This is a genomic window from Bradyrhizobium genosp. SA-3, from assembly GCF_004212635.1.
Lineage (GTDB): Bacteria > Pseudomonadota > Alphaproteobacteria > Rhizobiales > Xanthobacteraceae > Bradyrhizobium.
Map to the genome: position 1 here is coordinate 44389 of NZ_PSRT01000045.1, position 14513 is coordinate 58901.

A 14513-nucleotide genomic window follows, 5' to 3' on the forward strand; every position below is an offset into this window, starting at 1 on the left:
GAGGTGAAGATCGACCGTCGACGTATCAAATCACCACCTCGCGCATCACGCGGCGGCAATCCATCTCATATTCGAGATCGACCACGGGAGGCCGGGCGAAATGCCAGGTCAGGCCGGAGCGCAGCGCGCCGCGACGGACCAGCTCGTCGACCAGCGCGTGGTGGAAGTCGTGCACCGAATAGGCCTGCACGCCGGTGGTGTCCTTCCAGCCGAAGCCGAAGGCCGCCATGCGGTTCTCCATCTGCGAGGTCGTGGTGAAGCGCACCTTCTCCCGCAGCCCTTCCGGGCTGAGATCGCGGTAGCGCACCGTGCGCTCGACATAGGTGCCGCTGCCCTCGCGTGCCTCGGCGCCGCCGGCGATCACGAAGCTCGGCGCTTTCGCCGTCGTCGGGCGCGTGAAGGAGAACGCATAAAATGACGGCTCGGAGGGCGGATCGATCTCGGGACAGACATTGCTGCGTGCCACTGGATTGGTGGTGCCGTCGAAGATGCCCCATTCCGATAGCGTCTTCACATAGTGCAGGTTGAACGCCCGAAAGCCTTCCTCGCTGAAAGCCGCCGGCGAGCGCAATTCGCAGGCACAGAATGCCGTCAGCGGCCGCCCTGCTTCCTGGATGAACTTTGCAGCCAGCGCAAATCCTTCCGCAAGCGGCACCAGGCGGTCGAACCGGACGCGCTCGATCTCGTAGCCGTCATCTGCAGCAGCGCCCGCCGAATACTGAAACACGGACGGAATGAAACGATAATTGCCGGCAGAGAACTCACGAATCATGACGGACTCCTATTCCAGTTGCATGCGAATGCCCTTGGCGCCGTTGAGCAGGCGCTTCAGGTGAAAGCCGGCCAGGGGATCATCGGCGTGCATGCCGACCAGCGCGGCAAAGGCCGGCATGGCGGCGGCGTCGCCGGCCTCCATCTTGGCAAAAGCCTCGGAATATAGCGCCGTCTCCGGCGCTTCGAATTTGGCCTGCGGCAGCGGTTCGAATGCGCGCAGCGGCTCGCTGCGTCCGCGCAGCATCAGCTCGCCTATGGGGCGGCCTTGAAAATTTTCGGCCGACTTGGCGACGCTGGCGCTGACGCAAATGCGCGTTCCCAGATGCTTGTTGGCAGCCTCCAGCCGCGCCGCGATATTGATGGTGTCGCCGTAGGCGGTGTAGTCGAAGAAGCGATTGCCGCCGAAATTGCCGACCAGCGCCGGGCCCGCATGCACGCCGATCCGCGTGGTCCCGAAATTCACGCCTCTTCCCCGCCAACGCGCCGAGAAGTCCTCCGCCCAGGCGTCGAGATCATGGGCGCAGGCGACCGCGCGCGTCGCATAATCCGGCTGGTCCCCCGGCGCGTTGAAGAGCACCTGGATCGCATCGCCGATGATTTTCGTGACCGTCCCCTCATGCGCGAAGACGATCTCGGTCATGCCGCCGACATATTCATTGAGGAGCTCGCCGAGCATCTGGGGCGCCGCGCTCTCCACCAGCGACGTGAAGCCGGTGATGTCGGTGAAGATGGTCGCGACCTCGCGCCACTGCACCTCCATGCCGTCGCCGGCGACATCCGCCGCCAGGCGTCTGGCGATCTCCGGCGAGAAGAACCGCGACAGCGAGGCGTGGGCGCGCTCGGCCTCCATCTGGCGCCGCCGCACCTCGCGCAGCATCTCGACATGGCGAATGGTTTTATCGATCGTGGCTTCCAGATCGGCGAAATCGATCGGCTTGGTCAAGAAGTCGAACGCACCGCGGTTCATGGCGGTGCGGATGTTGCTCATGTCGCCATAGGCGGAGACGATGATGGTCGACTTCTTGTCCTCGGCCTCCTGGAGCTTCGCGAGCAGCGACAGTCCGTCCATCCTCGGCATGTTGATGTCGGAGACCACCATGTCGACATGCGGATTCTGCTCGAGCGATTGCAGCGCCTCGAGGCCGTCGCGCGCGAACATGATGTCGATGAGCCCCTCCCGGATCTGCCTGCGGAATTTTTGCAGGATCAGCGCCTCGAGGTCCGGCTCGTCATCGACGAAGAGGATGGTCGCAGTCATGCAGCTTGCTCGAGCCTCGTGTCGATCTCCTGCCGCAGCAGCGCAAAGTCGATCGGCTTGGTCAGGAGCCCGACGGCGCCGCGCTCGATCGCTTTCCGGCGCGTCTCCGCGTCGCCATAGGCCGTGATCATGATGACGGGAACGTCCGGATGCGCGGCACGCACCTTCGGCAACATGTCGAGCCCGCTCATGCCGGGCATGTTGATGTCCGAGAGAATCAGGATCAGCGAGGGATCGCGAACCTCGGCGGCGCGCTTGAGCGCATCGGGCGCAGAGGACGCAAATTCCATCTGAAAGCGTCCCGCGCGCAGCTCGCGCCGGAATTGCTGCCGGAACAGCGCCTCGACGTCGGGCTCGTCATCGACGACCAGGATGTAAACGTTCAAGTCTTGTCTCCAGTAGTTTCGCCTGCCGCCATCGTGCGCGGCAGCGTGATGGTGAATTCGGTGAATACACCGGGCTCGGTGTTCACGTCGATCGTGCCGCCGTGCTGCTTCACGACGATGTCGTGGCTCATGGAAAGGCCGAGCCCGGTGCCTTCGCCGGCTGGCTTGGTGGTGAAGAAGGGATTGAACATCTTCTGCTTCACCTCGGGCGGAATCCCGGTGCCGTTGTCGCGGATCCGGATTTCGACTCTATCGCCGAGGTTCTTCGTTGCCGTGCGCAAGGTCGGCTCGAAGGCCTCGCCCGCGCTCTCCTTGCGCTTGGCAGTGGCATAGAAGCCGTTGGAGATCAGGTTGAGGAAGACGCGCGTGATCTCCTGCGGATAGATATCGACCATACCGGCGGCCGGATCGAGCTCGCGCTGGAGCGTGACGTTGAAGGCCGGTCTTTCGGCGCGCGCGCCGTGGTAGGCCAGATTGAGGCTCTCCTCCACGACTGCATTGATGTCGACGGCGCGATGCTCGCCGGAGCCCTCGCGCGAATGCAGCAGCATATTCCTGACGATGGAATCGGCGCGTTTGCCGTGCTGCACCACCTTCTCGAGATTGCCCCTGAGCATGCCGGTCAGTTCGTCGACCTCCTCCTTCGTCTTGCCATCGAGCGCGGCCGACCGCAGGGTCTCCTTGAGCTCGTCGATCAGCTCCGTCGACACCGCGGAGAAGTTGTTGACGAAATTGAGCGGGTTCTTGATCTCGTGGGCGATGCCCGCCGTGAGCTGGCCGAGGGACGCGAGCTTCTCGGTCTGGATCAGGCGATCCTGGGCGGCGCGCAGGTCGTCGAGCGACTGCGACAACTCTCTGGTACGTTCCTGGACTTCCTCGAACAATCGGACATTCTCGATCGCGATAAGGGCCTGGTCTGCGAAGGTCGTGGCGAGTTCGATCTGCTTCGCGCTAAACGGCCGCACCTCGTGTCGTGTCAGAACGAACACCCCGATCGGCGTCCCCTCTCGAAGCAGGGGTACACCCAGCATCGTACGCACGTTGGCGCGCCTTCGGGCGGACGAGGGCGCATATTCCGGGTCGGCCTGCACATCCGGGACATGAACCGTCTTGCCATCGAGCAGCGTGCGGCCGACCACACTTCCCCGTTCAGGTACGGACGCGAATGTCCGAAGCTTGTTTTCCTGCTCCGCGTCAAGCCCGCAGCTTGCCGCCAAATAGAAAACGCCATCGCTGGGCCGGAAGATCGTCCCCTCGTCCGCGTCACACAAGCGAGCTGCCGAGCCAACAAGCGTGTTCAGCACGGCTTGCAGGTCGAACGCCGAACGGCTGATGACTTTCAACACGTCGGCGGTCGCAGTCTGCTGCTGCAGGGACGCGCTCAATTCCGCTGTGCGCCGTTCGACCTTGTTCTCGAGGTCGGCATAGGATTCCTGCAAGCGCGCGCCCATCTCGTTGAACTGGTTGGCGAGACCTTCGAGTTCGTCGCCGGTTTTGATCGAGATGCGCTGGGAGAAGTCGCCGCCGCCGATCCGCTCGGCGCCGCTGCGCAGCGCCTGGATCGGTCCGACCATGCGGCGCGCGAGAAAGATCCCCGCAAGCACCGCGAAGATCGAAGCCGCCAGCAGCACGATCGCGAGCCGCTGCAACGAGGCATAAAGCGCGGCATAGGCCTCCTCGACAGGAAGCTCTACGAACATGGTCCAGCCCAGCGGCGCGATAGGGGCCGATGCGGTCAACACCTTCTGCCCCTGGATATTGCGCGCTTCGGGAAGCGCTTCGGAGGTGGTGCCACTGCCGGCCTGCGCGGCGCGCACTTGCGCGAGACCAGACATGTCGGTGTTGCGTAGGACCAGGCTGATATCGGGATGCGCGATCAGGCGCCCTTCCGGTCCGACCACATAGGCATGCCCGTGCTCGCCGACCTTGATTTGCGAGACCACGTCCCAGATCAGCTTGAGGTTGACCTCGGCGATGCTGACGCCGGCATCCTTGCGCGGACCGGCCAGCGCCAGCGTCATGTAGGGCTCGGACTCCCGGCGGAAATAGACGGCTCCGTAATAGACCTTGTGCGCGACCGCTTCGGTGAATTTCGGATCGCTCGATAGGTCGATCCCGCTGTCGACAGAGTTCATCGCCAGTCGCGAGACCCGCAACCGCTCCCTGCCGGTCGAATCCACCTGGGCGAGCTCGGTGACGGCAGGCACTTGGCGCAGCAGCCGCAGCGCGTCGAAGCGGCGCTGCTCGATCGAGCCCCCAGACCAGGGCAGTTGCGTGGTCCAGCCGAGCTGGCTCTCGATCTCCTTGACGAACTGGCCGATCTTGGCCGCGGCCGCCTCGGCCTGCTCGTGCTGGACCCGGATCAGCGAGGCCTTGTGCTCACGATAATAGAAGAAGACCTCGAACAGGCCGTTGGCGAGCAGCGCGACGGCGACCACTGCCACGAACAGCGCGACATATTTGGTGAACAGCCGGGTCCTGATCCCGCGGCCCACCGCTTCGCCGGACGCGCCCTCCCCCGGCGCCGCGCTCGGCAGCGTCCTGGCTTGCGGGGTGTCGGGATGGAGGGAAAGGCTCATCCCTCGGAACCTAGCAAGAAGACCGGACCTTGTCTCTCGCTAGCGCGGGATAGAGCAGCCGTATCGGCGCGGGAAAACGAAAAGGGGCGGCAACGGGTTGGCCGCTGCCGCCCTTGAACTTGCTTGCCTGGCGGCCTCAGGTCGTCCGCAGCGCCTTGGTGCCAAGGTCGAGCTCGTTGACCTGCTTGTTCCGCTCCGAATCGGCCGCCGCACGATGGTCGGTCGCCAGCACCACATAGACCGCCGGCAGCACGAACAGCGTGAACAGCGTGCCGATCGACATGCCGGCCACGACGACCAGACCGATCGAGAAGCGGCTGGCCGCGCCGGCGCCGGTCGCGGTCAGGAGCGGGATCAGGCCCGTCACCATCGCGGCCGTGGTCATCAGGATTGGGCGCAGACGAATACGGGCCGACATCTCGATGGCCGAGCGGCGGTCGAGCCGCTCGTTGACCTGGAGCTCGTTGGCGAACTCCACCATCAGGATACCGTGCTTGGTGATCAGGCCGACCAGGGTGAGCAGGCCGACCTGGGTGTAGATGTTCATCGTCGCCGCGCCGAAGAACAGCGGGATCAGCGCACCGACGATCGCCATCGGCACCGAGATCATGATCACCAGCGGGTCGCGCAGACTCTCGAATTGCGCCGCCAGCACCAGGAAGATGATGATCAGCGCGAAGCCGAAGGTGATGGCGAGCTGGTTGCCCTCCTGAACGTATTGCCTGCTATCGGCCAGATAGTCGTGGCTGAAACCTTGCGGCAGCTTCTTGGCCTCGCCTTCGAGGAAGTCGACCGCCGCACCAACGGTCACGCCGAGCATCGGCACGGCCGAGAACGTCGCCGAGTTCAACTGATTATAGTGCGTCAGCGAATTCGGGTCGGTCTTGGTCTCGATCGACACCACCGTCGACAGCGGGAGCTGCTGGCCGGTGTTGGTCGTCACATAGTAGCCGCCGAGCGATTCCGGCGACAGACGCTTGCCGCGTGGCACCTGGGGGATCACCTGATAGGAACGGCCCTCGAGGTTGAAGCGGTTGATGTAGTTGCCGCCGAGCAGCACCGCGAGCGTAGAACCGAGGTTCTGCATGTTGACGCCGAGGTCCTGCGCCTTGGTACGGTCGATCGTGACCTTCACGTTCGGCTGGTTGTAGGCGAGGTCGCTGTCGGAGACGATGAACATGCCGCTCTTGCGTGCGGCGTCCTTCAGTTTCTCCATCTGCTCATAGACAGTTTGGAAGCCGGCGGTGGAGTTGATCACCATCTGGATCGGGAGACCGCCCGGTCCGCCCGGCAGTGGCGGCAGGTTGAAGGCGAAGGCCTGCACGCCCTCGATCTTGGACAGTTCGGCCTGCACCAGCGGCTTCAGCTGGATCGACGAGCGCTTGCGCTCGTCCCAGGGCTTCAAGAGCATGCCGGCGATGCCGCCCTGCGGGCCATTGATGCCGTTCAGCACGAAACGCAGATCGGTCTCGGGGAATTTCTGGAATTCCTTGTCGAGCTTCTCGCCATAGAAATCGACATAGTCGATGTTGGCGTATTTCGGCGCCTTGGTCACCGCGAACACGATGCCCTGGTCTTCCTCCGGCGCCAGCTCCTTCGAGGTGTGCATGTAGAGGAAGCCGACCAGGCCGAGGATCGTCACCGCGAACAGACCGGTGATCGCCTTGTAATCCAACGAGCGGTCGAGCTTGCGCCCGTACCACCGCGTGATCGCGCCGAACACCCGGTTCACGAGCTTGGCGAAGCGGCCCTCTTCGGTGTTCTTCAGCAGCACCGAGCACATCATCGGCGACAGCGTCAGCGCGATCACGCCCGACACGATCACCGAGCCCGCGAGGGTGAACGCGAATTCGCGGAACAGCGAACCGGTAAGACCGCCAAGGAAGCCGATCGGCGCGTACACGGCGGCGAGCGTGATGGTCATGGAGATGACGGGGCCGACAATTTCGCGCGCGCCTTGCAGCGACGCCTGTACCGGCGTCTTGCCCTCCTCAAGGTGGCGATGGATGTTCTCCACCACGACGATGGCGTCGTCGACCACAAGGCCGATCGCGAGCACCATCGCGAGCAAGGTCAGGAGGTTGAAGCTGAAGCCCAGCGCCAGCATCAGCGTGCAGACGCCGATCATCGACAGCGGAATCGTGACGACGGGAATGATGACCGAGCGGAGCGAGGCGAGGAACAGGAAGATTACCACGATCACGATGATCACGGCTTCGCCCAACGTCTTCTCGACCTCGTCGATTGAGGATTGGATGAACTTGGTCGAGTCGTAGGCGACCTTCATCTTCATCGACGGTGGCAGATTGCGTTCGAGCTCGGGGAACAGCGCGCGCACACCCTTGACCAGCGTCAGCGGATTGCCCTGTGGCGTCGCCTGCACGCCGATGAAGATCGCGTGCTCGCCATTGAAGGCAACACTCGCATCGGTGCTTTGGGCCGCAAGTTCGACGGTGGCGATGTCCTCCATCCGCACGAAGCCGCCGTCCTTGGCCTTGACGATCATCTTCTTGAACTGGTTGACGTCGGTCAGGCCCGTATTCGTCGAGACGTTCGAGACGATGAGATAGCCCTTGGTCTGGCCCGCCGCGGATTGGAAGTTGTTGGCGGTGATCGCGGCGGCGACATCGGCCGGCGACACGTTGCGGCCGGCCATCTTCACGGGATCAAGCCACAGCCGCATCGCGAAGGTCTGGCCGCCCAAAATGTCGGCCGAGGCCACGCCGTCGACGGTCGACAGCACCGGCTGCACCACGCGCGTCAGATAATCCGAGATCGCCGAGCCCGATAGCTCCTCGGACGAGAAGCCGAGATACATCACTGCCGTGGTCTGGCCCGTGGTCTTGGTGACGATCGGGTCGTTGGACTCCTTCGGGATCAGGTATTTGACCGAGTTGGTCTTGGCCAGCACCTCAGTGAGCGCCTGATTCGGATCGAAGTTCAGCTTGATGTAGACCTGGATCGTCGAGGTGCCGAGCACCGAGGACGAGGTGATGTAGTCGACGCCCTCGGCGGAAGCGACCGCCTGCTCGATCGGCGTGGTGATGAAGCCCTGGATCAGGTCCGCGGATGCGCCGGGATAGACGGTCGTGATGTTAATGACCGTGTTCGACAGCTTGGGATATTGCCGGATCGGCAGCACCATCGCCGCGCGCAAGCCGATCAGCAGGATCAGCAGGCTGACAACGACCGACAGGACCGGTCGCTTGATGAAAATGTCGGTAAAGGCCATCGCGGCGATCTCGATTTCTATGTCTCAAGAGGCGTGATCCGGCCGAGCCGGATCACGTGAATGTATTTGTCAGTAGCGCGGCGTCTGCGCCGGGATTGCCGGGGCCGGGTCGGTCGAGATCGACACCGGCGCGCCCGATTGCAGCTTGAGCTGGCCGACGGCGACGACCTTGTCGCCCGGCTTCAGGCCCTTGACGATCTCGACGCGACCTTCGACCCGGTTGCCGGTCTGCACGAAGGTGCGCACCGCGGAGAGGCTGGTCTTGCCGTCCTCTTCCTTCTTCTCGGTGATCACGAACACCGAGTCGCCGTACAGCGTGTAGTCGACCGCCGTCTCCGGCACGGTGATCACGGCCGGCTTGTCTGGCAGCACCACCGTGGTGGTCACGAACATGCCCGGCTTCAGGATCCTCTCCGGATTGGCAATCGTCGCCTGCACGCGGATGTTGCGGGTGTCGGTCGAGATTTGCGGCTCGATCGTGGTGATCTTGCCCTCGAAGGTGCGGCCCGGATAGGCGTCGACCTTCAACCGCACGACCTGTCCAACCTTGAGGCTGCCGGAATCCTTTTCCGTCACCGTGAAGTTGGCCCACAGCTCCGACAAATCGGTCAGCGACACGATGGCGGTGCCGGCCGTCAGATATTGGCCAACCTCGACCTTGCGCATGCCGAGATCGCCGGAGAACGGCGCGCGCACCAGCTTCTGCGAGATCAGCGCCTCGGTCTTGGCGATGCCCGCCTGCGCCTGATCGTAGGCGGCCTGCGCCTGGTCGACGGTCGCCTGCGGGCCGAACTGGCGCGAGGCCAGCTGCTTGGCGCGATCGAGCGACAGTTGGGCGACGGTCGCCTGCGCCTTGTAGTTGGCGAGATCGCCCTGCTCGGGCGTGTCGAACAGCTGCACCAGCGGCGTGCCGGCTTCGACACGCGTACCCGGCTCGAACTTGATCTCGGTGACGCGACCGTTGACGTCGGCGGAGACGTCGACCTGGTGCACGGCGGCAAGGCCGCCGACCGCGGTGAGCAGGTTCGGCACCACTTCGGACTTCGCCTCGGCTGCGCTGACGGCGACCGGCGGCGGCTTGTTGTTGGCGAAGAACTGCTTGATCATCTGGCCGCGGAAATAATTGAACCAGACGAGACCACCGACGAGCACGGCCAGAAGCGTGCCGACGATGATGAACCAGCGCACCGGCCTGACCGGACGCTTCGGCGCTTTGTCGATCGGTTCGCCCGATATCTTGTGTTCAGCTACGATGTTCATGTCATGCACTTTCTGCAATCGCCGCCTTGCCGGCACCCGCGGCCTGATTGTGGCCCAGATGCGAAGCAATTGCGGCGTCGTTAAGTCCGATACCCCTCAGGAGAAACTCACAGAGCTGCCGCTCCAGATCGTTTGCCTTGCCGTAGGCGAGACAGGGCGTGGCCGGCAGCCTGGTCAGCGCCGCGGTCATCGCCGAATGATGCGCGAACCAGAACAGGTTGAGCAGATCGCCAGTGCACGGCCGCGCGTCCCCGGCCGCAATCGCGCGCTCGAGCGAGGTGACGAAGATAGCCCCGATCAGCGTCTCGATCTTGGCATATAGCAAACGGGCGAATTCGCCGTCATCCAAATGGCTCGTGGCCATCAGCCGCAGGCGCTGCGCCTCTTCCTGGTCGGGCCCGTCTGCGATCGCGAGGAAATGCTGGACCATGCCGCGGATCAGCTCGACCAGGGTAGCCGTCGATGGCTCCCGTTCGAGCAACTCCATCAGGGCCGGATCGGCCTCGCATTCGTCGCTCAGGATCTCGGCGTAGAGCGCCGCCTTGGACGGGAAATGCTTGAACAGCAGCGCCTCGGAAATGGCAGCGGCGGCCGCCACGCTCTTGGTCGTGGTGCCGTTATAGCCGTGTCGGGCAAAGCAGCGTTTCGCGGCACCGAGGATCAATTGACGCCTCAGGTCGCTCGTCATACGCAATGAGCTCATGCTAGTGAGTAAGCACTCACCCACGCAGAAGTCAAGCAATATGTTGCATCGCAACCTCTAGATTCAGTAGAAACTGGCTAGAGTACACGGCGCACGAGCAGAACGGGGCGCCGGGCAAGGCTGGTCCTAGATCGGCTGGAAACCCAGGTCGCCACGGATCCGGTTGACGATGTAGGTCCCATCCCGGGTCGGCAAGATCCGCTCGACGCTGGCGCTGTCGATCTTCACATTGGCAAAGCGGGGGCCCACGGAGACGTCGTGGACGGCCTTTGCGAAGGCCTCGACCTCGGCCATGGTCGTGACGGCCCGGCTGTCCTCGATGCCGCAGGCCCTGGCGATGCCGACGAGGTCGGCGGCCGCGGAGGTGTGGCTGGTCTGGCCGCCGGTCTCGCCATAGGCCTCGTTGTCGAGCACGACGATGGAGAGATTGGCCGGCTTTTGCAGGCCGATGGTGGCGAGGCTGCCCATGCCCATCAGCATCTCGCCATCGCCTGTGATGACCAGCACCGGCAGCTTTGGCTGCGCCAGTGCGAGCCCAAGCCCGATCATCGCAGCGCCACCCATGCCGCCCCAGAGATAGAAGTTGCGCGCGTGGTCGCCGGCGGCGCACATGTCGTTGGTGGAGGCACCTAAGCCGCCGATCGCAACGACGTCCTTGCGGTCCGCGAGCAGCGTGGACACCACCTGGCGGCGGTCGAGGAGATTGGCCTTGCTCATTTGGTGAAAACCTTGGCACCGATCAGGCGCTGCGACAACAGGACGGCGGTGGGGGTGAGCGCGTTGTAGGCCTGCGCTGCAGCCGCCTCCAACACGGCCGGCACCTCGGCCGCGTTCGAGGCGCGCAGCACCTTGACGCCGGACAGCTCGAACCGCCCTGCGTGGTCGATCCCATCGGCACCTGCCACGGATTGAACTCGCCCCACTCGCCGCGCATGGTGACGAGCGTGAGGAAGGGAAAGCGCAGGATCGGGATCAGCGACAGCATGTTGATGCAATTGCCGACGCCGCTCGACTGCATCAGCAACACGCCGCGCTGTCCGCCCGCCCAGGCGCCGGCGAGAAGTGCCACGCCCTCCTCCTCCGTCGTCAGCGCAATGCCGCGCATCGCGGAGGAGGCCAGCACGCGCTGGATCAGCTTCGAGTGACCGGCGTCGGGCACGTACGGCACCTGCCGGACGTCGAAGCGCTGCAATGTCGCGAAAATATCGTCGGGCCAATTCGGGGCCGTGTCGGGAGCGTCAGCGCGCGCGTGCATTTTCCTGTCCGGTCGGCTAGCAAAGACGGCGCGACTGTAGACGCATGCGTGCGTCGATCAGAACAACAAAAACGGCATATCGGCTTTAACCGGCGAGTATAACGGGATGAACGCAGATGCGAAGGAGCTGGCGGCAAGCTTCGATCTCGAGAAGCTGACGCCTGAGTTCTACGACAACCCCTATCCGACCTATCGTGCACTGCGGGAGAACGAGCCGGTCAAGCGCCTGCCGAACGGCACCGTGTTCCTGACCCGCTATGACGATCTCGTCACCACCTACAAGAACACCAAATCGTTCAGCTCGGACAAGAAGCGCGAGTTCGCGCCGAAATACGGCGACAGCCTGCTCTACGAGCATCACACCACGAGCCTCGTCTTCAACGATCCGCCCTCCCATACCCGCGTGCGCCGCCTGATCATGGGCGCGCTGTCGCCGCGCGCGATCGCCGGAATGGAGGGCGACCTCGTCAAACTGGTCGACGGCCTGCTCGACGCCATTGCTGCCAAAGGGTCTTGCGAGCTGATCGAGGACTTTGCGGCCTCCATTCCGATCGAGGTGATCGGCAATCTGCTCGACGTGCCTCACGAGGAACGCGCGCCGCTGCGCGACTGGTCGCTGGCGATCCTGGGCGCGCTCGAACCGGTGGTGTCGCCCCAAGCGGCTGCGCGCGGCAACAAGGCGGTACAGGACTTCCTCGCCTATCTCGAGACGCTGGTCGCGCGCCGACGCCAAAAGCCCGGCAATCCCGAGCGCGACGTGCTGACGCGCCTGATCCAAGGAGAAGGGAGCGGCGAGGAGAACGGCGAGCGGCTGACCGAGAAGGAGCTGCTGCACAATTGCATCTTCCTGCTCAATGCCGGTCACGAGACCACCACCAACCTGATCGGCAACGGCCTCGTCGCCCTGCACCGGAACCCGGATCAGAAGCAGCGCCTGATCGACAATCCCGACATGATCAAGACCGCCGTGGAGGAGATGCTGCGCTACGAGAGCTCCAACCAGCTCGGCAACCGCATGACGACCGAACGGGTCGAGCTCGGCGGCGTCGTGCTCGACGCCGGCACGTCGGTGACGCTGTGCATCGGGGCGGCCAACCGCGACCCCGCGCAGTTTCCGGATCCCGAACGCTTCGACATCGCGCGTACGCCGAACCGGCACCTCGCCTTCGCCACCGGCGCGCATCAATGCGCGGGCATGGCCCTCGCGCGGCTAGAAGGCGCGATCGCGATCTCGCGCTTCCTGGCGCGCTTCCCAAACTATGCCGTGAGCGGGCAGCCGGTGCGGGGCGGACGGGTCCGGTTTCGCGGCTTTTTGAGCGTGCCCTGCGCGATCGGCTGAGGCCTCCAAACAAAAATGACGATAACAACCCCATGCACAGTAAAGCCTGGGTCGGCGAACGACGCCCTGCGGTTCCGCAGAACTATCTGACATTTCGGGCAAATCAGGCCGCGCCACGCAATCGGGCGCACGAAGGCTTCCAAGGCGGCAGTCCGATCCCCAGATCAAGCTGAAGGCCGCCGGTGCAGTCGGTTGACGCCCCCGCGCGCAGCAATGGAGTGACGACAGATGAGCTCGTCGGTCATTGATTTCATCGCAACAGAAGCACGCTTTGGGGCCCGTAATTACGAGCCGATCGGGGTCGTCCTGTCGCGCGGCGAAGGTGTCTGGGTCTGGGATACCGAAGGCAACCGTTATCTCGATTGCCTCTCGGCCTATTCGGCGGTCAGCCAGGGCCACTGCCACCCCAAGATCCTGGCGGCGATGGTCGAACAGGCGCACAGGCTGACACTCACCTCGCGGGCCTTCCACAACGACCAGCTCGCCTTGTTCTACGAGGAGATCGCGGCGCTCACCGGCTCCCACAAGGTGCTGCCGATGAACAGCGGCGCCGAGGCGGTCGAAAGCGCGATCAAGTCGGTCCGCAAATGGGGCTATGAGGTGAAGGGCGTGCCGGACGGCCAGGCCGAGATCATCGTCTGCGCCAACAATTTCCACGGACGCACGCTGGGCATCGTCGGCTTTTCAACCGACCCCGAGACACGCACCCACTTCGGTCCGTTCGCGCCGGGCTTCAGGATCATCCCATTCGGCGACGCCGCGGCGCTGGAAGACGCCATCACGCCAAACACCGTCGCCTTCCTGGTCGAGCCGATCCAGGGCGAAGCCGGTGTCGTCATTCCTCCAGCCGGCTATTTCACGAAGGTGCGGGAGCTCTGCACCACCAACAACGTGATGCTGGTGCTCGACGAGATCCAGACCGGGCTTGGCCGCACCGGCAAGCTGCTCGCCGAACAGCACGAGGGAATCGAGGCGGATGTGACGCTGCTCGGCAAGGCCTTGTCCGGCGGCTTCTATCCGGTGTCGGCCGTGCTCTCGAACAACGACGTGCTCGGGACATTGAGACCCGGGCAGCATGGCTCGACCTTTGGCGGCAATCCGCTTGCCTGCGCGGTGGCGCGCGCGGCGATCCGCGTGCTGGTCGAGGAAGGCATGATCGAGAACGCGGCCAAGCAGGGCGCGCGCTTTCTGGAAGGCTTGAAGGACATTCGTGCCAATACGATCCGCGAGGTGCGCGGACGCGGCTTGATGCTGGCGGTCGAGCTGCATCCCGAGGCCGGGCGCGCGCGCCGCTACTGCGAGGCGCTCCAGGGCAAAGGCATCCTCGCCAAGGATACCCACGAGCAGACGATCCGCATCGCCCCGCCCCTGGTGATCACCAGCGACCAAGTCGACTGGGCGCTGGAGCGGCTCGCCACCACCCTGACGCAGGATTTCGCCTGAGGCCGCCTGCGTCGGAAGATCGCAATGCCTGAAGCGGCCAACAACGAACGATTCCGCCACCTGCGCGTTGAAACGTCGTGGGCGATTACGAGCTGGGAGCTACCATCATGCTTCCGCGTGGCGTTTGCCTTACGGCTGTTTTAGTTGGTGTCTCGATGCTGTCGGCGAGCCTCGGTGCGTTCGCCCAAGGACCCGGCCAGGGACACGGACGGGGCGGACCACCCGGTCCAGCCGCAGCGCCGGCAGCTCGGCCAGCAGCACCACCGGCCATGGCCCGTCCGGCG

At 64.2% G+C, this 14513-nt stretch carries 10 protein-coding genes and 1 pseudogene; 2 read left to right on the forward strand and 9 right to left on the reverse strand.

All coding sequences use genetic code 11. From position 1 onward, the window contains the following. Positions 1-25 precede the first annotated feature (25 nt). The 9 genes and pseudogenes from cnbZ to CWO91_RS17685 form a co-directional block, all read right to left on the reverse strand. Positions 26-772 (reverse strand): 2-amino-5-chloromuconate deaminase CnbZ, encoded by a 747-nt coding sequence (gene cnbZ / locus CWO91_RS17645; protein WP_130214806.1) that lies wholly within the window; start codon positions 770-772, stop codon positions 26-28. A gap of 9 nt (positions 773-781) precedes the next feature. Beyond that, positions 782-2032, reverse strand: a complete 1251-nt coding sequence (locus CWO91_RS17650) for an adenylate/guanylate cyclase domain-containing protein (protein WP_130214808.1) — start codon at positions 2030-2032, stop codon at positions 782-784. Further along, positions 2029-2418 carry a response regulator gene (locus tag CWO91_RS17655; RefSeq protein ID WP_018315558.1) on the reverse strand — a complete coding sequence of 130 codons (390 nt, stop codon included), beginning with the start codon at positions 2416-2418 and terminating at the stop codon, positions 2029-2031. Before CWO91_RS17655 ends, CWO91_RS17650 begins: the two co-directional genes overlap by 4 nt. Further along, complete coding sequence (locus tag CWO91_RS17660; RefSeq protein WP_130214810.1) at positions 2415-4997, reverse strand: sensor histidine kinase; 2583 nt, start codon at positions 4995-4997, stop codon at positions 2415-2417. Before CWO91_RS17660 ends, CWO91_RS17655 begins: the two co-directional genes overlap by 4 nt. A 136-nt stretch (positions 4998-5133) precedes the next feature. Further along, positions 5134-8229, reverse strand: a complete 3096-nt coding sequence (locus CWO91_RS17665; RefSeq protein ID WP_130214812.1) for a MexW/MexI family multidrug efflux RND transporter permease subunit — start codon at positions 8227-8229, stop codon at positions 5134-5136. Between the two features lie 69 nt (positions 8230-8298). Then, on the reverse strand, positions 8299-9489 hold the full coding sequence (locus tag CWO91_RS17670; RefSeq protein WP_130214814.1) for an efflux RND transporter periplasmic adaptor subunit: 1191 nt from the start codon (positions 9487-9489) through the stop codon (positions 8299-8301). 1 nt (position 9490) lies between these two features. After that, complete coding sequence (locus CWO91_RS17675) at positions 9491-10177, reverse strand: TetR/AcrR family transcriptional regulator (protein ID WP_165405519.1); 687 nt, start codon at positions 10175-10177, stop codon at positions 9491-9493. Positions 10178-10318: 141 nt separating this feature from the next. Continuing rightward, a complete protein-coding gene (locus tag CWO91_RS17680) occupies positions 10319-10909 on the reverse strand; it encodes a thiamine pyrophosphate-dependent enzyme (protein ID WP_130214818.1) in 591 nt (196 codons plus the stop codon). Further along, positions 10906-11447 (reverse strand): annotated as a pseudogene (locus tag CWO91_RS17685) (phosphonopyruvate decarboxylase). The gene CWO91_RS17680 and the pseudogene CWO91_RS17685 overlap by 4 nt, the downstream one beginning before the upstream one ends. 106 nt (positions 11448-11553) lie before the next feature. On the opposite strand from CWO91_RS17685, the gene CWO91_RS17690 reads away from it, so the two are divergent. Further along, entirely contained in the window at positions 11554-12786 is a 1233-nt protein-coding gene (locus CWO91_RS17690; protein ID WP_130214820.1) for a cytochrome P450, read from the forward strand. Between the two features lie 228 nt (positions 12787-13014). Further along, positions 13015-14229 (forward strand): ornithine--oxo-acid transaminase, encoded by a 1215-nt coding sequence (gene rocD, locus CWO91_RS17695; protein WP_130214822.1) that lies wholly within the window; start codon positions 13015-13017, stop codon positions 14227-14229. Positions 14230-14513 lie beyond the last annotated feature (284 nt).